This window comes from Mesorhizobium subarcticum (genome assembly GCF_055456085.1).
This window is the reverse complement of sequence record NZ_JBVBEG010000002.1, coordinates 739,566-760,016: the sequence shown is the minus strand read 5'-3', so window position 1 is coordinate 760,016 and position 20,451 is coordinate 739,566. Positions and strand designations below refer to the sequence as shown.

Sequence of the window (20,451 nt, the reverse complement as noted above, 5' to 3'; positions counted from 1 at the left end):
TCGCTCCGATTTTGGGGGGGGTAGTGATCGATCTCAGTGATTGGCAAACACACTCCTGACCGAGTACGCTGTCTTCGAAAGACGATGTCGGCTTGCTCGCGGGTCAGGCAGAGCGGCGGGGCAAGACCAAGAATGTCGCCCTGCGGCATGGCGCGGCCGATGACGCCGTTTGCGCCAGGTGCGGTTGCCCCCTGCGGCCCGATCTTCTGCGAGGCGTCGAAGAACACCCGTTCGTCCCCGTCGGCGACGAACTGGCCCGCCGCCAGGATACTATCCCCGCCCACATCGCCGACGTTTTCATGGGCACCGACTGTCTTGGCAAGCTCCGCACAGAAATTGGCGCTGGTCTCGCGGGCATTTGTCTCCAGTTCCATCTCGTCGATCAGTTCGAGGTTGGCCACACCCGCAGCGAAGCAGATCGGATGCGCCGAATAAGTCCAGCCATGGCCGAGCGAGCCTAGATGGTCGGAGCCCTCAACCAGCACCTGCCGCATCTTGTCGGCGACGATGACGCCCGACAACGGCGCATAGGCCGAGGTCAAGCCTTTGGCGATGGTGATCAGGTCAGGCTTGATGCCGTAATGGTCCGAGCCGAACAAGGTGCCTAGTCGCTCAAAGGCCGTCACCACTTCGTCGGCGACCAGCAGCACGTCATATTTTTTCAGCACGCCTGAATCCTCTACCAGCAGCCGACGGCGGCGGTACGATGCCGCCGGCGCCGAGGATCAGCTCGCCGATGAAAGGCGGCAACCGCTTCCGGACCTTCAGCCAGCATCATTTCCTCGAACCTGTCGGCGCAGTTCTGCGAGAACTGCTCTTCGCTCAGCGCCCGGTCAGCTCGGCGGAAATAGTACGGCGCCTCCGTGTGCAGGATCGGCCCGCGCGGCAGGTCGAAGGCATTATGGAACGGATCGAGTCCGACCAGAGATCCCGTCATCACACCCGAGCCGTGGTAGCCGTGCCAGCGTGAGATGATCTTCTTCTTCGGCTTGAATTTTCCTACACGCGACATCACCTTCTCGCCCCGCCACTCTCAAAGAATGCGTTATGAAGCGGTTGCCAATGGTGCACCGTGTAGTCGACGTCGCCGTGTGCGACAGCGAGGTGAAATGTGGGATAGTTCGCTATCTGAATCTTTTCAACGGGATAGCCGAGTGCCTCTTGACCACGCTGTACAACCAGATGTTGGAACACTAAGGCCTCTTCTTCGCCCTTTATCAGTCGGACGACTATGCCCTTGCCAGCGAGATCTTGAGCCGACGCGCTGCATGCGCGGACGAAGGTGAACAAAGCAACGGCGATTGCCAACATTTTCAGAACTGACGGGATCAATCGCAACTCACTTCAACGATCTACTATTTTTGCTCGCTTCGTCTCGCAGAACGAAGGGAGTCAGGATCGCGAGGGGTCGCGATCCCCGCCGTCTGCGCAAAGCCACCATCGAAAGGGCATGTCTGATAGAGCCAGTCATTACGCCAAAACTTCCAATAATTGCTCACAACCCACGAACGGCTTCATCGGCGCTCAACACATAGGCTCACAAGGGAAGCGATCTGCAAAGGGCATGCCGCTCGCCAAGCCATTCCATGCGAACTCCGCCCATACTAGATCGCTCATTCAGGATCGCATTGACGCGTTAGGCCATTTTTTTGACATCTGCCGCCATATCGGCACCTTGATGATCTTGAGTTCCCCGCTGGCGGTTGCCTGCCTTGGGTCGTGTCCCATCAGGTGGTGTAGGCTCGGCGGTTACGAAGCCGCTCGCGAGCGCGCCGTTAGTAGCGCTGTAGCGAGTGAGCGGCGTGTCGGTGGTCATCGGCGCTTTCCGGTAGGGTTTGGTTGTTGACGCCAACCCATTTCGGAAGGACGACCGATGACCGACGACATGATGAACCTGCGCATGCTTGTGGAGAAGACCCCGGATGCCGATCTGCTGCGCGAGATGATCGGCTTTGCCGCCGAGCGTCTGATGGAGCTGGAGGTGGGCGCGGCCACCGGCGCCGGCTATGGCGAGAAGACCCCGCTGCGGCTCGCTCAACGCAATGGCTACCGCGAGCGGGATTGGGAGACGCGAGCGGGAACCGTCGAACTGCGCATTCCCAAGCTCAGGAAGGGCTCCTACTTCCCGGGCTTCCTCGAACCGCGCCGCATGGCCGAGAAGGCGCTCACCGCCGTCATCCAGGAAGCCTATGTGCAGGGCATCTCGACGCGCTCGGTCGACGACCTGGTCAAGGCGATGGGCATGAGCGGCATCTCCAAGAGCCAGGTCTCACGGCTGTGCGAGGAGATCGACGGCAAGGTGAAGGCCTTCCTCGATCGTCCGATCGAGGGCGATTGGCCATACCTGTGGATCGACGCCACCTACCTGAAGGTGCGCCGCGGCGGACGCATCGTCTCGGTCGCCGTCATCATCGCCGTCGGCGTCAACGCGGACGGCCGGCGCGAGGTACTGGGCATGGAGATCGGCACCTCGGAGGCCGAGCCGATTTGGACCGAGTTCCTGCGCAAGCTGACCCGTCGCGGCCTGCGCGGCGTCAAGCTCGTCGTCTCCGATGCCCACGAAGGCCTCAAGGCGCCCGTCACCAAGGTGCTGAGCGCGACATGGCAGAGGTGCCGCGTCCACTTCATGAGGAACGTGCTGGCGCACGCCGGCAAGAGCCGCAGGGTCGTCTCAGCCTTCATCGCCACCGCCTTCGCCCAGGAAACGCCCGAGGCCGCAAGCGCCCAATGGCGCGCCGTCGCCGACCAGATCCGGCCGAAGGTGCCGAAGCTGGCGACAATCATGGACGACGCCGAGTCCGACGTGCTGGCCTACATGACATTCCCGAAGGAACATCGCGCCAAGCTCCACTCGACGAATCCGATCGAGCGTCTCAACGGCGAGATCAAGCGGCGCACCGAGGTCGTCGGCATCTTCCCCAACGACGATGCGATCGTGCGGCTCGTCGGCGCAATCCTGCTCGAACAGAACGATGAATGGGCCGTGCAGCGGGCGCGCTACATGAACTCTTGTGTGGATGCCAGCCGTTTTGCAAGGAAGATTTTGAACCTTTGAACGCGTGATCGAGTGCGGTCTTGTGTCAGGCCTTGATTTGCGGCCATGACGTGCCGCGGGCCGGTATGGTGATACGCGGATCAGGTCCAAATCTAGAAAGCGAGCGCGAGGCTCGGTGCGTCATTCTGGTTTCCTGATCCCGATCTGATCGATCATTTGCCCATGCGGTTCAGGCCTTCCTCACATCCCCGACGGACCGGTTCAGGTGTGCTGCTGAATGCTCATGCAGGCACCGTTGCCGGATTCCGGTAATCCTCTTCCTTTGTCAGCATGGCCCAGATGCCACGCGCCATCTTGTTGGCCAGCGCCGCAGCCACGAGCATGCGCGGCTTCTTCGGCATCATGCGCGCGAGCCAGGAGCCCTCGGGCGCGCCCTTCCGCGATGCCCATCGGACCACAGCCATGGCTCCAATGATGAGCAGGCGTCGAATATCGCATTGGCCCATCTTCGAGGTTTTTCCTAGTCGTTGCTTGCCGCCGGTCGATTTCTGCAACGGGACGAGCCCAAGCCAGGCGGCGAAGTCACGGCCGCATTTGAACGTCTCCATCGGGGGCGCGAAAGTTTCGATCGCCAGTGCGGCGATGGGGCCAACGCCGGGCATGGTTTGCAAGCGCCGAGATGCCTCAGCTTCCCTCGACAGAGCATCGATCTTCTTCTTCAGTGCGTCGATCCGGCCTGTTAGCTGGTAGATCCGGTCCAGCAGATCGCGGCAGATTTCGCGGGCCAGATCAGGCAAATTGGCTTTCTCGTCCTCAACGAAACATTCAAGTCGGTTCAGATAACGAATTCCCTGAGGCGCGATGTGGCCGAACTCATAAAGGTGCGCACGCAAGGCGTTGACCAACTCAGTGCGCTGATTGACCAGCTGTTCTCGGGTGCGAAACATTATGGACCGAGACTGCTGCTCCTCGGTTTTCGGTTCGACGAAGCGCATCGTTGGCCGTTGCGCTGCCTCGACGATCGCCTCCGCATCCGCTGCGTCGTTCTTCTGCCGCTTGACGAACGCCTTGACATACCGAGGTGCAATCAGCTTCGGCTGATGGCCAAGCCGGACCATCTCGCGAGCCCAATAATGGGAACCGGCGCACGCCTCCATCGCCACTACACATGTTGGCTGACCCGCCATGAACTTGCAAAACTGCAGGCGCGACAGTTTTTTGCGGAACACGACTGATCCGTCAGCCGCCGCGCCATGCAGCTGAAACACGTTCTTTGCCAGATCGACCCCAATGATGGTAACCTTTTCCATGGATGCCTGCCTCTCCTTTGCGTGGCTCTAACACCACAAACTTGGCACATCGCGATGCCGCCGGGGAAGGCTGGCATCCACCCATCTGGAAACCATCAGCCAGATGAGCGATGATCCTCTCATCAGCCTGCCAGCCGTGGCACGCTGATCATCCCGGCCCCATGCCGGAGAGCGCGGCGACCAAGCCGTCAGCTACACCACTCCCTGGGACACGATCGCGACCACAGCGTCGCTTCAGGCCGTCAAAAGCTTATCGCCGTGCATTAAGGCGGCTAGCTGCCGTCAAAATCCGCGAACTTTAAGCGATTGCGTTCGGTAGGCGCGTGGCTCAGGAGACGACGCGGCGCTAGCAGTATCTTTAGACGCGGAAACGCCCATGTGCGTGCTTATCTATGACGCCGCGGTAGTGATCCTAACCCCCCACCGGCAAACAGCGACTGGCGCAATTGGGATATAAAACTACGCGAAAAGATCGGCTTCAAACGCCCCGCTTTCGGTCACCCGCAAGCTCGCCGTCACCATGCATGCGATGCTCCGCTTCGGTGGGCCGATATGGCGGCAAGTGTCAAAAAAGTGGCCGAATATGTCAATGCGATCCGCATTGCGCGATATAGTATCATTCCCGATGGAACTCGCGTGAAACTGGCTTCTGCATTCGTCCTCTCAATGCGATTGAGAGCAGACTGCGCTTGGCCAGGAGAGATACGGTGTGGGATGCCGTCTGGCGCGGCTCGCGCGAAAACAGGCCCACTCCATCTGCAAGCTGTTCGGGTAATTAAGGGGAGCAACTATGAGCTATTATCAAGGTAGTGTTAGCCGCAGAACCTTCCTTAAGACTACTTCGGTGATCGGAGGGGGGATCGTCGCGGCTGGAATGCCCTTGTCCAGCGCGATCTGGGCTGCGGAAGGAAAGGTCCTCACAGCTGGTTCAACCAACGATATTACCAAGATGGATCCCCAATTCTACACTGCCGTCTCTGAAGTGAGCGTGATGGAGTGTCTCTATTCGAAGCTCACGCGATTCAAGCCGGGCTCCGAATGGGGCTGGGAGTTGGAAGCGGCCGAAAAACTGGAGCAGGTCGATCCAACCCATGTCCGCTTTCGCCTAAAAAAAGGGATCAAATTCACTGGCGATTACGGCGAACTTACCGCCAAGGACGTAAAATTTTCTTTTGAGCGGGGGATCAAGCACAATTCACCGGTCAAAGATAATTGGGGTTCACTCGATCATGTCGAGATTGAAGATGACTATACTGGCGTAATCGTACTCAAGACCCCGTTCATGCCGCTCTTTAACATCGCATTCCCTTACGCGGTAGGCCATATCGTATCCGAAGCTGCGGTGATGAAGGCAACCAAGGACGGCGGCGATTTCGGCATGAAGCCGCCAGCGTTCTCCGGGCCGTATGTGCTTGCCGAATATAAGCCAAACCAGCATTTGCTGTTGACCCGCAATCCGGAATGGGCGGGTTCGAAGCCAGGCTTTGACGAAATCCGCGTGGTCCTGATCGGCGACGCCAAGACGGCAGAACGCGCCTATCAAGCAGGCGACATTGACTTCACTGGTATCACTCTGGATTCCCTCGCAAAGTTCAAGAGCAATCCGCCGGCCGACACCAAGATTGAGGAACATCCCTCACTGAACTACCACTGGATTGGCATGAATGTGGATCATCCAAAACTGAAGGACATCAACGTCCGCAAGGCGATCCAGTGGGCGATCAATGTGCCGCAGATCCTGGAAGCCGCATTTGCGGGACAGGCGGAGGTCGCAACAGGGACAATTCCTCCTGGCCTTCTGGGGCATCGTGAGAAAGCGCTTGTCCCGCCGGAAGGCGATCTCGAGAAGGCCAAGGAGTTCCTAGAAACGGCTGGTGTGAGCGATCTGAGCCTGACCATCGATTGCCTGAACGAGAGCCTTTTTTTGACTATAGCCCAGACTGTGCAAGCTCAATTGTCGCAGATCGGCATCACGGTCGAGATCAATGCTCAGGATGCCGGCTCGTTCTGGACGCTCGGCATGGAATCCGAAGGCGATCGCTGGAAGGACATGCAGCTCACTGTCATGTGGTTCAGCAATTTGCCAGACCCCTTCTATGCGACAGGATCCTTCCTACAAAGCCGAGTGGGGGTCTGGAACTGGGAGCGCTTCCGCAGCGAACGCTTTGACGAACTCAGCGCCAAGGGAGTCACTATTAGCGATCCGAACGAGCGGGCGAAGATCTACCAAGAGATGCAGGATCTCATGGAAGAATCCGGTGCCTACCGGTTCCTTACTCATGGGGGCAATCCGGTCATGTATCGCACCACGCATACGCAGGCCGTAACTCGTCCTGACGGTTACCCGCTGTACGTAGATTTCAAGGCAGTTTAGCTCCAGGCACCGTAAGAATATGTGGTTGTATTTTGTCAAACGTACCATCCTCGCGGTCGCAATCATTGCGATCGCGGTGACGCTATTGTTCCTGATGATCATGGCAGTCCCCGGCGATCCTGCCGTGGTTATGCTCGGCCCGCGAGCGACGCCCGAGATGAAGGCGCTGCTGCACCAGCAGATGGGACTAGACAAGCCGCTCGTTGTGCAGATTGTCACGTTCTTCGGCGGACTGCTCCATGGCAATCTCGGCTTTGACGTGTTCAGTCAGAGACCTGTTGCAGACATTGTCTTCGAGCAACTGCCCTTTACATTAGAACTGATTTTGATCTCGATCTTATGGGCGGTCGTGATAGCCGTGCCGCTCGGCTGCTACTCGGCGATGCGGCGCAACTCGTTGGTGGACCAGGTGGCCGGCGTCGTGACGGTGGCCACGATCGCAATCCCCTCCTTCGTCATGGCGGTCTATGCGCTGCTGATTTTTGCCGTGACCCTACGCTGGTTGCCAGCGATCGGAGCCGGCAATGGCCTCTGGGATGGACTTATCCATCTCATCCTCCCAGCTTTCGCCATAGGGATTGGTTGGGTCGGTTACATATCCCGACTGGTACGGGCATCCATGCTTGAGGTTCTGGGCGAAAACCACATACGCATGGCTCGCTCCTTCGGGATCTCGGAATGGCGCATCGTTGCGCGCTACGCGCTGCCGCTCGCGATCCTGCCGACCGTGACCATACTCGGGGTAGGCATCGCCTGGCTGCTTTCGTCCGCGGTCTTTATCGAAGTGGTCTTTGCGAGACCTGGCATCGGCGCGTTGATCGTGAATGCGGTCAATACGCGCAACTATCCGATTGTGATGGGCGTCGTGCTCGTCACCACGTTCCTTATCGTTGCCGCTACGACGCTCTCTGATGTGGTCAACGCATTACTCGATCCGCGAACCCGGGAAAAGCTCTGACATGGTGAGCGTTGAAGCCATCCGTCCGGAAGCCAACGATGCCACGGCTGTCGGCGCCTTTCGCACCTTTTGGGGGCAATTTCGCAAGAATCGTCTGGGCATGCTCGGAGCAGTGCTTGTCGTGCTCATAGCAGCAATTGCGATCTTCGCTCCGCTGATTGTCACGCATGATCCGATCCGGATCATGGTCGGACCGCGTCTGGCCGCACCTTCACTGGATTTTCTGCTGGGCACGGACCAACTGGGCCGCGACACGTTTTCTCGCACTATCCTGGGCAGCCGCATTCCCCTCTTCGTGGCTTTCGCCTCTCTCGGCAGTTCACTGGCAGTCGGGCTAGTCCTTGGCTTGATCGCGGGGTTCGGTCCGCGCTGGCTTGACAATTTGCTTCTGCTGTTCTTCGATACGATCCGCTCCTTCCCAAGTATCATTTTCGCGCTGGCCCTTATCGCACTTCTGGGACCAAGCCTGGCGAGTGTCATTCTCGTCATTGCAATAACGTCCATGCCCATTTACGCGCGTGTCGTGCGTACGCAGACAGAAGCGCTGCGTAGCAGTGAGTATATCGCCGCAGAGCGCAGCATGGGAGCTGGCACAACACGTATCCTGGCCGTGCACATATTGCCAAATGTCCTCGGCCCGCTTGTCATTCTGGTGAGCATGGACGTGCCCGCCGTCATTGCCGTGGAGGCGGGTCTCAGCTTCCTCGGCATGGGCGTGCGACCGCCGACCCCTGATTGGGGAGCTATACTCAACGATGGCTACAGCTACATCGATCAGACGCCCTGGCTTGTATTTGCAGGCGGCGTTCCGATCGTCCTCGCAACGCTTGGCTTCACGTTCCTGGGCGAGACGCTACGCGACATCTTCGATCCCAAGCTGCGGAAAGACCTATGAGACACGACGATTCGAGACCGCCGCTCTCATTCAGTCGCCCGCTTCTTGAGGTCCGTGACCTGAGTCTCGATTTTGGTACGCCGCGTGGGCGCATCCAGGCCCTGCGTAACGTTTCTATCGACGTTCCGGCCGCACAAGTGGTTGGCATTGTCGGCGAGAGTGGATCTGGAAAATCGACGCTCGCATATACAGTAATGGGCCTCCTTTCTGAAAATGCAGATGTGACCGCCGGCAGTATCCTGTTTGAAGGTAAAGACCTGCTCAAAATGCCAGCTCAGGCGCGTAGGAACTTGCTCGGCGATCGTCTCTCCATGATCTTTCAGGATCCGATGACCGCACTCAATCCGGTGCGGACCATCGAGAACCAGATGATCGATATTCAGCACCACGAACAAGGAAGCCGCAGCGAAAAGCGCGCTCGTGCGCTCGAGATGCTTCACCGGGTCGGAATTCCCGATCCCCAAAGCCGTATCGGCGCCTACCCGCATCACTTCTCTGGCGGCATGCGTCAGCGCGTTTGCATCGCCATGGCGCTTCTAGTGAAACCGGCGCTCCTCGTCGCCGACGAGCCAACCACCGCGCTTGATGCGACCTTGGAAGTGCAGATCATTCATTTGCTCAAGGATCTGCAAAAGGAGATCGGCTGCTCGATTCTGTTCGTCTCCCACCACCTCGGAGCGGTGGCTGAGTTGTGTGACCGGGTCGCCGTCATGTATGCGGGCGAAGTGGTGGAGGAGGGCGCCGTTCGGGACATCTTCCACAATCCTGCTCACCCCTACACGCGCGCGCTACTTGAGTGCGATCCCGGGCGGATCAAGAAAAGCACGCGCACTTTGCCGACCATTCCGGGCGAGGTGCCGGGTCTCCTCGGCAGCAGGAAGGGATGCATCTTTTGCACACGTTGCCGACATGCGTCCAACCGCTGTGCCCAAGAGTACCCGGTAGAGTATCGCATCGGCGTGGACCAAGTCGCCCGATGCCATCTCCTCGACAAAGAACGGCTGGTTTCGGCATGAGCGCGCTGCTCCGCGTTCAGGACCTGCGGGTCCGCTTCCGCACCATGGGTCCGCTGAGGGCGCTAGCCTCCGGGACGAAGGCGCCTTTCATCGACGCGGTATGCGGTGTGTCGTTTGAAATCCGCAAGGGCGAGACACTGGCCCTTGTCGGTGAAAGTGGCTCAGGCAAATCCACCATCGCGCGTACGATAATCGGCTTGCAGCGGGCTGTGAGCGGCAGCATCAGCTTCGACGGACAGGAAATTGAGGAGCTCACCGGGGCCGAACGCAAGCCTTATTTGCGGCGCATGGCGATGATGTTCCAGGATCCCGTCGGCTCGCTCTCGCCGAGGCTGACGGTGCGATCGCTCCTGACAGAGCCGTTTCGGATCCATGGACTAAAGGATCGCGATGCTGGAGGCGAAGCCGAGCGCCTGCTTCGGATGGTCGGCTTGCCGGCGGATTTTGCTCGCCGCTATCCCCATCAGCTTTCCGGAGGTCAGGCCAGGCGCGTTGGTATCGCGCGTGCTCTTGCGCTAAGTCCGGACTTGCTTATTGCCGATGAGCCGACCGCAGGCCTCGATGTTTCGGTGCAGGGCGAGGTGCTTAATCTTCTCGCGCGGCTTCAAAACGAACTCGGCATGGCGATCTTAATCATCACACACAATCTTAACGTTGTGCGCCACATGACCGATCGGATGGCGATCATGTATCTCGGCCGCTTTATTGAGGTAGGCTCGACCGAGCGTATTTTCGATCAACCGCGCCACCCCTATACAGAGGCGCTGCTTGCGGCCAATCCCGAGCCGGACCCGGATGCGGTGCTCAATAGGATCGAGCTCAAGGGTGAGGTGCCGAGCCTGATGAGGCGGCCATCCGGCTGCGAGTTCCACACCCGCTGCCGTTACGCGCAGGATATCTGCGGCCGCATTTTCCCCGAACCTTCAACCAGGCCGGATGACCCGGAGCACAGCTTCAGATGCCATTTCCCACTCGAGCGTGAAGTCATCTCTAGCTTCGGGCGGCCACACCATACCTCAGTCGGAACCAAGTGATGGTGACTAAGGAAGTCTCGGCTCAGGACCCATTGATCAGAGCCACAAGTGACGGTGGCCTGCGATGCAGATGGCCGAGAAGAAGGTGTGGGCGCATCTGTCGGAGCGGGTGACGATGCGCCAACAGTCCTTGAGCTTGGCGAACAGATTCGCGACCTTGTGGCGTTGATGATAAAAGCGGTGTCGTAGGGTTGCGAGCCGGGGACAAGCCGTTTCGCTCCGAGATCCGCGCGCATCCGAAGCGCCCGCACGGAAGCGCTTGAAGACCTGGCGGTGGAATTTCCGGCACGCGGTCTTTCGGCGCGCGACATTGAGGGGGAGCGGTGCCGGAGATCGATCGAGGCATGTTCTTGCAGCCGAAGGCGGGAACGCGATGTCGCGTCTGCTTCGTCTTTCCCTCCCGTCGTCCTTGGCCTTGGTGAACTTCACAGTCTAGCGCGTCCCGGACCTTCTGGGTATGCGCCGCCCACACCCATTGATTTCGCTTGTTTCTGAACATTGAGGTTTCTGCCAGAAGGTTTTCGGCAGGAGCTGGAGATTTGGCATGGCGGATGGCGAAGGATTTGTTGGGCGATGCGAAGTTGTCGAGCCTCGTCGTGGAAATCTACAAGATCGAGGACATCATCCGAGGTTGTGACCCCGATTGCGGCGCGGCAATCAACGTGAGAGCGCTTCTCTCCCAGATTGTCGCGCTATACCCGATCATCGCCGGGCTGTCCGCCAGAACCTGTCCCGCCCGCTGGTGGACGAGTTCTTCACCTGGCTGACAGCTCAGGCCGCGCGTCTCGCGCAAGTCCGACCTCGGCGAGGCCATGGCCTATATGCTGAAACGCCAGGCCGGCTTCCGGCTGTTCCTGGACGACGGCCGCGTCGACATCGCTCCAACCTCGTCGAAAACGCGATCAGAAGTCCAGCCATGAACCGCCGCAACGCTCTCTTTGCCGGACATGATGAAGGCGGCCGCAATTGGGCCCGTTTCGTCAGCCTGATCGGCACATGCAATATGAACCGCGTTGAACCATACGCCTACCCGCGCGATCAATTCATCAGCCTCGCAAATGGCCACCTCTCCAAAGACATTGCGTATTCCGATGAAGCCGGCCACCGATTCCGATTTGAAGCCGGCCAGTCATTCCGATTTCATTCCGGCCGGCGTTCCGATTTGAAGGCGGCCATTTCTCGGACTGATCCTGGGTCTGGTTGATGTTTGGATCGGGTTTTGTTTGAGGTCAAGCGTCGGTGTTTTCGGGTGCGATTGGCGGGCGCTGTTTTCGCATGCTTTCACCGGTGAGATCGATGCGATAGGCGTTGTGAACGAGGCGATCCAGTATGGCGTCGGCGAGTGTTGGGTTTGCAATAATCTCCCACCAGCGATCCACGGGCGCCTGACTGGTGACAATTGTCGACCGACGCTCGTAGCGATCTTCGATGATCTCGAGGAGGTCACGTCTCTGGTCATCGTTGAGTTTTTCCGGTCCCCAATCATCCAGAATAAGCAGATCGGTCTTGGCGAGGGATTTGAGGATCCTGCCGTATCGCCCGTCACCTCTGGCAAGGGCGAGCGTGGCGAACAGCCGGGGAACGCGGTGGTATGTGACGGAGAAATCCTCGCGGCAGGCCTTGTGGCCGAGCGCGCAGGCCAGCCAGCTCTTGCCGACGCCGGCTGGCCCGGTGACAAGAAGACCGTGATGCTTTCTGATCCAGTCGCAGCTGGCAAGCGCCATGAACAGATTGCGGTCGAGACCGCGTGCAGCACGAAAGTCGGCATTCTCGATCTGCGCGTCATGACGAAGTTTGGCAGCTCTGGCGCGGGCCTCGAAACGTTTCTGGCGGCGCATGGTCGCCTCGCGTTCGAGCAGCATGGCAAGCCATTCGCCGTGCTCGAGGCCGCGCGCTTCGGACTGTGCGTCGAGTTCCTGGAAAGCGGTTGCCATGCCGTAAAGGCCGAGCTCTCGCAGCATGTCGATGGTGGGATTGATCAGCATGGGTGTGTCTCCTCAATGAAAGTAATCAGGGCCACGCAGATTGGCGTGATCGACGATGGCGGTTGGTTCGGTGGAATGGCGTGCGGCTTTGTGGTTGGCGATGAGCGAAGCAATGCTCTTGCAGTTCAGGCCACCGATCTCGACGGCGCGGGCTGATACGGCTTCAGCCCGATTGCGCTCGATGTCGCGAAACAGGCGCAGGATGCCCAGGCATGTTCGGAAGCCCTGTTCGGGGTGCGGACGGCTGGCGAGAATTGCGATGACCAGACCTTCGGTCTGCGGCCCGATCGACGTGGCCCAACGCCGAAAGCGCTCCGGGGTCCACTCGGCATAGCGCCGGTGGGAACTGGGCATGTGATCCGGATCGGTTCCATGGCGAGGACCTCCATAGCGGCGCTGATGCACCGCGACGCGCTTGCCGCGGTGGAAGATCTCGATGGTGCGCGCCGTTGCTCTCAGATCCACCTGCTGACGAATGAGGCTGTGCGGCACGGAATAAAAGAAGGTCTTGAACTCGACGTGGTAATCCGTCGAGACGCGAGCCAAACGCCATTCGGCAAACTCGTAGTCTTCGCTCGCAAGGCTGGCGAGTGCGGCACGCTCGACACTCTCAAACAGTTGCCGGCGACTGACGCCCAGCCGGCGCATGACGTGGTCGTTGATGCGATCAAGTGCCTGACGAATGGCCGCATTGGCTTCTGCCAGCGAGAAGAAGGTCTGATTGCGCATCCGCCCCAGAATGCACGATTGGGCGAAGCGGACGCCGTTCTCGACTTTGGATTTGTCCTTCGGTCGCCGCGGCCGTGCCGGTAGGACACCGACACCATAGTGGGATGCCATCATGCCGTAGCTGCGGTTGATCTCGGGATCGTAGAAACTGGCGCGGCTGACGCCCGACTTCAGATTGTCGGGAACGATCAGCCGGGGAACGCCTCCGAAGAAACGAAACATCCGGACATGCGAGCCGATCCAGTCCGGGAGCGTTTGCGTCCAAGTCGCCTCCGCATAGGTGAAGCTGGATGCGCCGAGCACCGCCACGAAGATCTCCGCCTCGCGGATCTCACCGGTCTTGCGATCAACAATCGGGATCTTCTTGCCGGAATAATCGACGAAGACCTTGTCGCCGGCCGCATGCTCCTGACGCATCGTCGGCGAAAGCCGCTGCTCGAAACCGCGAAAGAGTTCGCAGAAGCGACTGTAGCCATATCCTTCGGGATGCGACCCACGATACTCCTCCCACAGGATAAGCAGGGTGACGCCGGGCTTCTTGAGCTCGACGGCAAGATCGGCCCAGTTCGGTTCTGTGCGTCTTCTCGTGCCCTGTTTGACGCCGTTGCGAGTGAAGAGTTTGTTCTCGAGCGCATCGTCGGTCAGTTCGCCCGGCAAGGGCCAGGTCAATCCAACCGCCGCTGCGCGCTGCAGATTATCCTGCACCGTACTGCGCGCTATTCCCAACACGACGGCAATCTCGCGGGAGCTGGTCCCGCTTCCGGCAAGCCGCAGCATTTGTCGTAACTGTCTCATGGTCAGCCTTCTCTTTGCCGGCATCAAAATCTCCCCGTTCATCGCGGGGCATTTGATGCCAAAGTTGCTGACCCAGGAGGTAATGTTCAGTGCCGAAAACTGGCTGACTTTTGATTGGAATGGTGGCCGGCTTCAAATCGGAATGGTGGCCGGTCTTTGATCGGAATGGCGGCCGGCTTCACGTCGGAATCCGCAAAGACATCGACGCCCTCATGCCCTGGGCCTATGCGCAACGGATCAGCGCCTCACAATGAGCACGCACGTCCGGGATTCCCCAACGTGCTCATAGGACCATCTGCACGCACTCGACCTGACCGTTGCAACAAGAAAATCTGCAACAAGAAAATCAATGGGGCGGAGACGCCGCATACCCTTCTGGCGCAGCTTGGCTGGCTTCGTTTGCCGCTGGTGCGGCACCTTTCCTGTCTTGATTTCGGCCTTTTCAGTATCGCTATTGCGCTGCTTCGCCGCCGCCACGATCGTGGCATCCACGATCTGGCGACCCATCGCCAGATAGCCGGCCTTGCCGAGTTGCTTGTCGAACCGGGCAACCGGTCCTCCATCGCCCGGCCCTGCGTGAAAATGGGCAACTGTCGCCTTGGACGACAATCACTTCCCCGGTGTTTGCGCTAGGTGCTGACTCACCTCGAGAGGCACGGCGAAGCTGGCCTTGACGCGATCCATCACTACCATTGTCTTGAATCCCTTGATGTCATGGTTTTCGTAAAAGAAGCGACGCGTGAACTCTTCATAGTCCTCCATGTCCTTGGCGGTTACGATAAGAATGAAGTCCGCATCCCCGGTAACATAGAAGCCAATCATTACCTCATGCGTGTTGCGAATTGCCGCTTTGAATCGATCGACGATGTCCGCCCTTTCCCGTTCGAGGGATACCAGGACGATCATGGTGATATGGCGGCCCACTGCTTTGGGTGAGACAATGGCAACATCCGCTTCTATCACCCTTTCAGCGCGTAGCCGTTTCAAGCGCCGTTGGCATGCCGTTGGGGACAGATTCACGATTTCAGCTAGTTCTTCTGACGTAAGCCGGTTGTTCTTCTGGACAGCTCCAAGAAGCGAGACATCTATACGATCCAACTCGGTCATTCCGCGATCCTGCGCAATCCAGCAAACGGTCGCCGGAAGCTTTGCATTGACATCAAGTATAGCTCCCCTATTAAGAGGGGTTTCTTCGGGAGCGAGGTTCTTTTCGCTGCATTATTTCTCGTTATACCTGACAGAACTTGCCTGATTTAAGGTGTGTCGCGATTATTGATCCGCGTCATCCGCAGCCTAGCTGGACCGAAGTCTGATCACACCAATATTGTTTTCGACGGCAATTTCGGTACCGAAAGGGTTCGAAAGCGCCTGGAGACGCTCTAGAATTCTGTTTGCTTGCTGGCCGAGCGCGAGTCGAGGGATGCCCCGGTTGGCAAACCTCTTCGAGTGACCAAGTTCAATTGGATAGAGGCGCAATTCGGTAAGTTGATTGTGCTCAAATCGGCTGACGGCGATAATGCTTTCGTAGAAGACCGGGTCCGCGAATCCCGGGTCTGTCTTATAACCTCTCGCCATCTCATCGACTGTCACCTCGGCATCAGTGTCACTCCGCGGATCCTTGCCATGAGCGGTGAACATGTCGGCGCCTACGGGCGTCCGCAAGTCGTCCATGATGAAGTTCCCAACGCTGTAGAGAATCGGCCTGCCCTTGTAGATCTCAATGCCTCTAAGCTGGTGCGGTCCATGCACGATATATGCATCGGCCCCAGCATCGATCATTTTGTGCGCAACGGATCGTTCGTAGTCGGGCAACTGCTGGCTCCAATTCCCTGGCTCATGCCCATGGTTGGTGACGATGCAGAAGTCAGCAAACTGCTTGCCCCGGCGAACGTTTCGTAGGATGTCGGCGACATCGCTCTCATCGGGTTCGTAGCTGAAACCGACCTGGTCGCCCGCCTTGTACCTCGCTCCAGCGAGCGCGAGGCCGTTTGGATCGTTACGGCCGGGCCTGTAATTGGGCAGCGCATCGCGGACTTGCCTCAAGTTCTCGAGCATCGCCCGAGGGACTACTATGCTTTCTTCCAGACGAAGGGCAGAGAGGCCGGGTCTGCCCGGCGCCTCGCCGGCAGGGTCGCACGCGCGAGACATAGGAGTAAACGTCGTGGCAAATGAAACCAGCGCCACCCGACCGCGTGGGGTCTCCAGGAACCGAGCGGCGCCGGCTTGTGCAAGATTTTCGCCAACCCCTGCGTAAACGATTCCGTTCTGATCGAGTGCTCGGCACGTCTCGCGCATGCCTTCAACACCCCAGTCGAAGGTATGATTGTTGGCGTAGCTCACCAGGTTGAAGCCCATCGCCTTCAGATCAGGCCCGAGTTCTGGCAGGCTGACGTGATATGCGCCCCCGTACTCTGCCTGCGGACTTCCGGTGAACGATCGGATGTCAAAGATGTTGGTTTCCATATTGCCGAACGTGACATCGGCGTCACGAAGGATCGTCACGATGTCGTCAAAGCCGGCATGCAGACCCTTCGTCAGCGGCCGCGCCACGATCAGGTCGCCCACCGCGACCATCGTGAAGCCGTCCGCAATATTTGTTTCGATCGAGCCAATTCTATCGTAGCAATCCGCGCAATGGGCCGGATGAGAATTATTGTCGTCTGACATAGCTTCCTCAAATGGTTGAATACGAAAACCGTCCTTGGCTCAGCCGAGCTTCAGAGCAAGGCACGGCTGCGCCATTCCTGAGGCTTGTGCTCGCGCGAACTACCCGCGCAGCATTCGCCCTAGAGCCAACATCTGCGGCATGGTGATTATGTCGCCCACCTCAGCCGAAGCCAGGGGATGCGACGCAAAGCGCGCGACCACCATTTCCGTCTTCGGCGCGATATAAAGGCGCTGGCCGTGGATGCCCCGGGCTTCGATGGCACCCAGCTCGTTATGTGTCACCCACCACTGGCTGCGATAAGAGCCGTTGGAGACCTTTGCGGGATGGTCGCCGTTTTGCACGTCCTGCACGACTGACGCGGGGATGAGTTGCTTGCCATTCCACACACCTTCGCACCGCATCAGCTCACCGAAGCGCGCCAAATCGCGCAGGCTCGTGCACAAGCCCGCGCCCGCCATTGGCATGCCGGCGCAGTCGACGAGGACATAGGCGTCGTCTTCGCAACCCAGGGGTGCCCACAGGCGCTCCTGTAGCAACTGCGCGAACGAATGGCCCGTGACGCGCGACATTACCCAGGTCATTACTTCTGTGTTTACGGTTAAATAATCAAATGTTTCGCCGTGTCTGCCTTCTTTGGATACGGTCTGCAGGTAATCGCACATCGTCTGCGGTCCGTCATAGCCGGCCAATCGCGGCCGAAAACCACAGGCGCGCGAATACGCCCAGATATCCGACTTTTCGTCGGCGTAGGTTTCAGTGTGGGCAAGTCCGGTCTGCATGTCCATAACCTGACGCAGCGTGGCGTCTTCCCAGGCCGTGCTCCGCAGTTCAGGCAGGTAGTGCGAAATCGACTTACTATCGTCGAGAACACCTTCGTGCACGAACGCTGCGGCGAGCGTGCCCGCGTAGGACTTTGTCATTGAGTGACACGCGTGTGGCAGATGCGGCTCGAGCGCGCCGAAGTAGCGTTCATAAACGATGCGGCCGCGATGCAGCACCACGATGCCATCGGCGTAAGTGTCAAATAGCGCCTCATCGAAGCGGCGCCGACAGCCGTTCGAGTCCGTGAACACCAACGCCTCGATGTCGCTAGTCCTGAGATGGCGCTCAAAATGCGAGGGCGCGCCGGGTCCGCGCCACACGTTCACCGTGGCGGTTAGCTCGCGCATGTGCGACAGCGACCAGCGAATCTCTGGGAAGCTGCGGAAGCAGTCGCTCTCAAATGTGATGCGCTTATCGACGGGTGGCGGCGCGCCACGCATCCAGCCGAACTCGCGTGGATCGGACGCGTGGCCGTCAAGGTATTGCTGACCATGGAATTCAAGCACGCCCATTTAAAGACTTCCTTTCATCAAGTTATGGTCGGGCGAAACCTTCGGCACCGGAACATTGCTTCAATTCTCGGTTCTGGAGGCGGGCTCACCAACCACATTGCACGGTTCTGCTGAGCAGGTCGTTCCGTCAGCGCCGCCAACTTGCCCCGTGATCGAGAGGCGCCTTAGCGGTCGAAAGGGTTGACACGTGCTCTTACGAATCCAATCGGCTGCGTCACGGCCGTGTTGCCGTCCGCATTTATCCGGCTGGCCAGCCATGTCGGCCAGCGGAAATGGCTCGGCAATGAGCCTACTGAGCTGGCCTTCCATCTTATCTCCCAGTAGTTGCGGAGATTGGCATAGCTGAGTTAGCCACCACGGCGAGCTGGGCGGGCATGCCTGTGGCCGGAGCGCGCACATGACAGGCCACGACGCGCCCGTCTGCCATCGGCACCAAAGGCGGCACGTCGATGCGGCAACGCTCGACCGCGAGCGGGCAGCGTGGGTGGAACGCGCATCCGCTCGGCGGATTGATGGGGCTTGGCACCTCGCCTTCCACGGGCGCCTCCAGCCGAGCCCGCGTCGGATCCGGTACCGGTGCTGCGGCGATCAGCGCTTCGGTGTAGGGATGGACCGGCTTGGCGAAAAGCGCCTCGCTCGGGGCGAGTTCCACGATGCGGCCCAGATACATGACGGCAACGCGATGCGCGATGTGCTCCACGACGCCGAGGTCATGCGAGATGAAGACGAAGGCGATGCCCATCTGCTGCTGGAGATCCAGAAGCAGATTCAAGATCTGCGCCTGCACGGAGACGTCAAGGGCTGACACCGCTTCGTCGGCGATGATGAGAGAGGGGTTGAGCGACAGGGCGCGTGCAATGCCGAGCCGCTGGCGCTGACCGCCCGACAATTCGGATGGGAGCCTGTGCATCATCTCCGGCGACATTCCGACCTTTCGGAGAAGGTCCGCGGCAAGTGCCTGGCGCTGCTTCCGGCTGAGACGCTCAAAGTTCTCGACAGGCTCCGTAATGATCTGCCCGGCCGTGAGCCGCGGGTTCAGCGACGAGTAAGGATCCTGGAAGACCATCTGCATCCGACGGCGCCACGCGTGAAGCGCGTCCTTCTTGAGACCCGCAATATCGGTCCCGTCGATCAGCACGCGCCCGCTCGTCGGATCCACAAGTCGCATCAGAAGCCGTGCGACGGTGGACTTGCCGCAACCGGATTCGCCGACGATGCAGAGCGTCTCCCCCGCCTCGACGGAAAAGGATACATCCTCCACCGCCCGGATCACCGGAATGGTCTTCTTCAGGAATCCTGCACCGAGCGGATAATGCTTGGTCAGATTCTCGACTTTCAGCAGAGGACCGCTCATGCGCCCATCACCTCTTCGGCGCGCCAGCAGGCCGCGGCGTGGCCCGACCCCACATCTCGCAGGGCGGGCGTCTTGTCGCGGCAAATATCGATCGCGAACGGGCAGCGCGGCGCAAAGCTGCAGCCGACGATGGGCTCGCGCAGGCTTGGCACGATGCCGGGAATTTCCGGAAGGCGGCGCTGTCGGCCGCGCCGCCGATCCGGCACCGATCGCATGAGGCCCTGGGTGTAGGGATGCGCGGGACGCGCAAACAGATCGATCACGTTCGCCTGCTCGACGATCCGGCCAGCGTACATAACAATCACGCGTTGGCATGTCTCGGCCACAACGCCCAGGTCATGTGTGATGAACATGACGGCCGTTCCCGTGCGCTCTTTCAGATCGACGATGAGCCGCAGGATCTGCGCCTGGATGGTGACGTCAAGCGCGGTGGTCGGCTCATCGGCGATCAACAGTTCCGGTGAGCAGGCAAGAGCCATGGCGATCATGGCGCGCTGGCGCATCCCGCCTGACATTTCGTGGGGATAGTTGTTGACGCGACGCTCGGGATCCGCGATGCGCACGAGACGGAGCATCTCTTCGGCCTTTGCCATGGCCACCGAGCGGGAGGCTTTCGTGTGGATCTGCACCGCCTCGGCGATCTGGCGGCCGACCGTATAGACCGGGTTCAGGCTGGTCATCGGCTCCTGGAAGATCATGGCGATCTGGTCGCCGCGGATCTTTCGCATCTCCCGATCGGACAACTCAAGCAGGTCGCGTCCGTGAAAACGGACCTCGCCGCCCACGGTCCTGGCGCTCAGCTTTGGCAGCAGGCGAAGGATCGAGAGGGCAGTGACGCTCTTCCCGCATCCCGATTCGCCGACGACGCCGAGCGTCTCGCCTTTTTTGACCTGGAAGCTGATGCCGCCCAGCGCGCGGGTGACGCTGTCTTCGCCGAAGAAGTGTGTCTCAAGGTCTCGAACGTCGAGAAGCAAGTCGTTCCCTGCGGCTTGATGCATCTGCAT

At 59.5% G+C, this 20,451-nt stretch carries 18 protein-coding genes and 3 pseudogenes; 9 read left to right on the top strand and 12 right to left on the bottom strand.

The features are described from left to right. Nucleotides 1-33 precede the first annotated feature (33 nt). From ACZYHG_RS35605 to ACZYHG_RS35595, 3 genes and pseudogenes are all read right to left on the bottom strand, one after another. Nucleotides 34-985: pseudogene (locus tag ACZYHG_RS35605) on the bottom strand (aminotransferase class III-fold pyridoxal phosphate-dependent enzyme); the annotation flags it as partial. A 26-nt stretch (nt 986-1,011) separates the two neighbouring features. Then, nucleotides 1,012-1,332 carry a glycine betaine ABC transporter substrate-binding protein gene (locus ACZYHG_RS35600; RefSeq protein ID WP_464615043.1) on the bottom strand — a complete coding sequence of 107 codons (321 nt, stop codon included), beginning with the start codon at nt 1,330-1,332 and terminating at the stop codon, nt 1,012-1,014. 304 nt (nt 1,333-1,636) lie between these two features. Next, nucleotides 1,637-1,816 carry a hypothetical protein gene (locus ACZYHG_RS35595; RefSeq protein ID WP_464615042.1) on the bottom strand — a complete coding sequence of 60 codons (180 nt, stop codon included), beginning with the start codon at nt 1,814-1,816 and terminating at the stop codon, nt 1,637-1,639. 57 nt (nt 1,817-1,873) lie between these two features. Between ACZYHG_RS35595 and ACZYHG_RS35590 the strand changes: the two genes are divergently transcribed. Then, entirely contained in the window at nt 1,874-3,055 is a 1,182-nt protein-coding gene (locus ACZYHG_RS35590) for an IS256 family transposase (RefSeq protein ID WP_464615041.1), read from the top strand. A gap of 221 nt (nt 3,056-3,276) precedes the next feature. Here the strand turns inward: ACZYHG_RS35590 and ACZYHG_RS35585 are convergent, their stop codons facing one another. Further along, entirely contained in the window at nt 3,277-4,305 is a 1,029-nt protein-coding gene (locus ACZYHG_RS35585) for an IS110 family RNA-guided transposase (protein WP_464615040.1), read from the bottom strand. Between the two features lie 790 nt (nt 4,306-5,095). On the opposite strand from ACZYHG_RS35585, the gene ACZYHG_RS35580 reads away from it, so the two are divergent. The 7 genes and pseudogenes from ACZYHG_RS35580 to ACZYHG_RS35550 form a co-directional block, all read left to right on the top strand. Then, on the top strand, nt 5,096-6,679 hold the full coding sequence (locus ACZYHG_RS35580) for an ABC transporter substrate-binding protein (RefSeq protein ID WP_464615039.1): 1,584 nt from the start codon (nt 5,096-5,098) through the stop codon (nt 6,677-6,679). Between the two features lie 19 nt (nt 6,680-6,698). Further along, the gene (locus tag ACZYHG_RS35575; protein ID WP_464615038.1) at nt 6,699-7,637 is read left to right on the top strand and encodes an ABC transporter permease; all 939 of its coding nucleotides are present in this window, start codon (nt 6,699-6,701) and stop codon (nt 7,635-7,637) included. Between the two features lies 1 nt (nt 7,638). Continuing rightward, nucleotides 7,639-8,532: an ABC transporter permease gene (locus tag ACZYHG_RS35570; protein WP_464615037.1), complete on the top strand. Its 894-nt coding sequence runs from the start codon at nt 7,639-7,641 to the stop codon at nt 8,530-8,532. Then, entirely contained in the window at nt 8,529-9,548 is a 1,020-nt protein-coding gene (locus ACZYHG_RS35565; RefSeq protein WP_464615036.1) for an ABC transporter ATP-binding protein, read from the top strand. Before ACZYHG_RS35570 ends, ACZYHG_RS35565 begins: the two co-directional genes overlap by 4 nt. After that, the gene (locus ACZYHG_RS35560; RefSeq protein WP_464615035.1) at nt 9,545-10,582 is read left to right on the top strand and encodes an ABC transporter ATP-binding protein; all 1,038 of its coding nucleotides are present in this window, start codon (nt 9,545-9,547) and stop codon (nt 10,580-10,582) included. Before ACZYHG_RS35565 ends, ACZYHG_RS35560 begins: the two co-directional genes overlap by 4 nt. Nucleotides 10,583-11,067: 485 nt before the next feature. Continuing rightward, on the top strand, nt 11,068-11,349 hold the full coding sequence (locus ACZYHG_RS35555; RefSeq protein ID WP_464615375.1) for a hypothetical protein: 282 nt from the start codon (nt 11,068-11,070) through the stop codon (nt 11,347-11,349). Next, nucleotides 11,280-11,663: pseudogene (locus ACZYHG_RS35550) on the top strand (IS66 family transposase); the annotation flags it as partial. The gene ACZYHG_RS35555 and the pseudogene ACZYHG_RS35550, both read left to right, overlap by 70 nt. A gap of 148 nt (nt 11,664-11,811) precedes the next feature. Here ACZYHG_RS35550 and istB read toward each other — a convergent pair. Next, a complete protein-coding gene (istB, locus tag ACZYHG_RS35545) occupies nt 11,812-12,567 on the bottom strand; it encodes an IS21-like element helper ATPase IstB (RefSeq protein ID WP_464610223.1) in 756 nt (251 codons plus the stop codon). A 12-nt stretch (nt 12,568-12,579) separates the two neighbouring features. Continuing rightward, nucleotides 12,580-14,091: an IS21 family transposase gene (gene istA, locus ACZYHG_RS35540; protein WP_464610222.1), complete on the bottom strand. Its 1,512-nt coding sequence runs from the start codon at nt 14,089-14,091 to the stop codon at nt 12,580-12,582. On the opposite strand from istA, the gene ACZYHG_RS35535 reads away from it, so the two are divergent. Continuing rightward, entirely contained in the window at nt 14,090-14,251 is a 162-nt protein-coding gene (locus tag ACZYHG_RS35535; protein ID WP_464613859.1) for a hypothetical protein, read from the top strand. The genes istA and ACZYHG_RS35535 overlap by 2 nt on opposite strands. Before the next feature lie 212 nt (nt 14,252-14,463). Here the strand turns inward: ACZYHG_RS35535 and ACZYHG_RS35530 are convergent. The 6 genes and pseudogenes from ACZYHG_RS35530 to ACZYHG_RS35505 form a co-directional block, all read right to left on the bottom strand. Then, nucleotides 14,464-14,622: pseudogene (locus ACZYHG_RS35530) on the bottom strand (IS5/IS1182 family transposase); the annotation flags it as partial. A gap of 78 nt (nt 14,623-14,700) precedes the next feature. Beyond that, nucleotides 14,701-15,198, bottom strand: coding sequence for an Lrp/AsnC family transcriptional regulator (locus ACZYHG_RS35525; protein WP_464615034.1), 498 nt, complete (start codon nt 15,196-15,198; stop codon nt 14,701-14,703). Between the two features lie 186 nt (nt 15,199-15,384). After that, the gene (locus ACZYHG_RS35520) at nt 15,385-16,758 is read right to left on the bottom strand and encodes a CapA family protein (protein ID WP_464615033.1); all 1,374 of its coding nucleotides are present in this window, start codon (nt 16,756-16,758) and stop codon (nt 15,385-15,387) included. A 99-nt stretch (nt 16,759-16,857) separates the two neighbouring features. Beyond that, nucleotides 16,858-18,093: a serine hydrolase domain-containing protein gene (locus tag ACZYHG_RS35515; protein WP_464615032.1), complete on the bottom strand. Its 1,236-nt coding sequence runs from the start codon at nt 18,091-18,093 to the stop codon at nt 16,858-16,860. 310 nt (nt 18,094-18,403) lie between these two features. Continuing rightward, a complete protein-coding gene (locus tag ACZYHG_RS35510) occupies nt 18,404-19,447 on the bottom strand; it encodes an ABC transporter ATP-binding protein (RefSeq protein ID WP_464615031.1) in 1,044 nt (347 codons plus the stop codon). Beyond that, on the bottom strand, nt 19,444-20,451 hold the full coding sequence (locus ACZYHG_RS35505) for an ABC transporter ATP-binding protein (protein WP_464614965.1): 1,008 nt from the start codon (nt 20,449-20,451) through the stop codon (nt 19,444-19,446). The genes ACZYHG_RS35510 and ACZYHG_RS35505 overlap by 4 nt, the downstream gene beginning before the upstream one ends.